Origin of the sequence: Dellaglioa carnosa, assembly GCF_026948345.1 — a bacterium.
GTDB lineage: Bacteria > Bacillota > Bacilli > Lactobacillales > Lactobacillaceae > Dellaglioa > Dellaglioa algida.
The window spans coordinates 1-1,462 of record NZ_JANXLI010000013.1 but is presented as its reverse complement, the minus strand read 5'-3'; the positions used below and the strand labels follow the sequence as shown (position 1 = coordinate 1,462).

The 1,462-nt window shown below is 33.9% G+C and carries 1 protein-coding gene; it reads right to left on the bottom strand.

From position 1 onward, the window contains the following. Positions 1 to 30: 30 nt before the first annotated feature. A protein-coding gene (locus tag N0K80_RS07785; RefSeq protein ID WP_146303378.1) for an IS3 family transposase occupies positions 31 to 1,412 on the bottom strand; the annotation gives its coding sequence in 2 pieces (ribosomal slippage) (positions 31 to 959 and positions 959 to 1,412; 1,383 coding nt in all). Between the last annotated feature and the right edge of the window lie 50 nt (positions 1,413 to 1,462).

Below are 1,462 nucleotides of genomic sequence, written 5' to 3'. Positions count from 1 at the left end.
TGAAGTGAACCCCAAATATTGGACGAAACTTTAAGCGACTTTCTGGGTTGTAAAAATTCGATATTCAACCGGACTTTTATAACCCAGTTTTGTTTTAATTCTAGAAAAATTGTAATCATTTATCCAAACCGATATTTGTGAAACTAACGTTTCATAGGTATCGGTTTCTTTTTGATAAAAAGCCTCAGCTTTCATAATATGAAAAAAGCTTTCCATTGTTGCATTATCTAAACAAGTTGCTTTGCGAGACATACTTTGAAAAATACGATGTTCTTTTAAAATATTAACCCAATCTTGATGTTGATATTGAAATCCTTGATCTGAGTGGACCGTAGTCCGGTATTTTAAATCCTTAGGGATTTTCTTAACTGCTTGTTTTAAAACGGTTGTTGTAAATTGAACAGTTGGATGTTTACTAATTTGATGTCCTAGAATTTCACCTGAAAATAAATCATAAATACATGTAAAATAGGCACGCTCATCAATCGTTTTGCCTCCCCAACGGATCTCAGTAACGTCTGTCACTAATTTTTGATAAGGTCGATTTGTAAAGAATCGGCGGTTAATCAAATTCTTAGCAACGGTACCAACAGTACCCTTATATGAATTATACTTACGGGTACGTTTGTTAAATGCGGAAGAAAGTAACTGCATTTCACGCATTAAGATTAGCACTTTTTTATGATTTACTAAGAAATTCATTCGGCGTAATTCACCAGTTACACGACGATAACCATATGCCGGATGTTTCTTTTTAATCATTTGAATTGATTGTTTAATAACTTGTTTATCATTGTTGGATGAACCGTCTGGTTCATGACTAATAATGTATTCATAAGTACTCTTAGCCATACCGACGACTTGCAAAATTTTAACTAATTTATGTTTAAGCCTTAGTTCCTTGATGATTTGTGCTTTTTGGCTTCTTCTTCCTGGACTAAGGCTCTTAATTTTTTTAAGTATTCATTCTCAATCTGTAGTAATTCATTTTCTTCTCTAAGCCGTTCTAATTCAGTTTGTTGCTTTTTCTTCGATTGTTTATCAGCTGACATAATTGTTTGCCGTCCTTTGGAACGATATAAGGCATCAGCACCTTCAATCTCCCACGTATGTTGCCATTGCCAAATAGTTCCGACATTTGAGATATTAAAATGAAGTGCAGTTTTCGGATAAGAAGCCTTATTCGTTTTCATCCATTTTAAAACATTCAGCTTGAATGAACCATCAAAAGATTTCTTTGGAGATAGAATATCAAGGCCATTTAGGCCAAAGGCCTTATAACGTTGCACCCAAGAAGAAACCAAAGATTCACTTTTAATTCCATATTTCTTTGATAATAATTTGTAACCTGACGATGATGAAAGATATTCCTGAACAACTTTCACCTTTAATGTTTTAGAATACTTGGTCAATATAAAACCCCCGATATTGGATTTTGGTCCAATACCGGGGGTTCACTTCA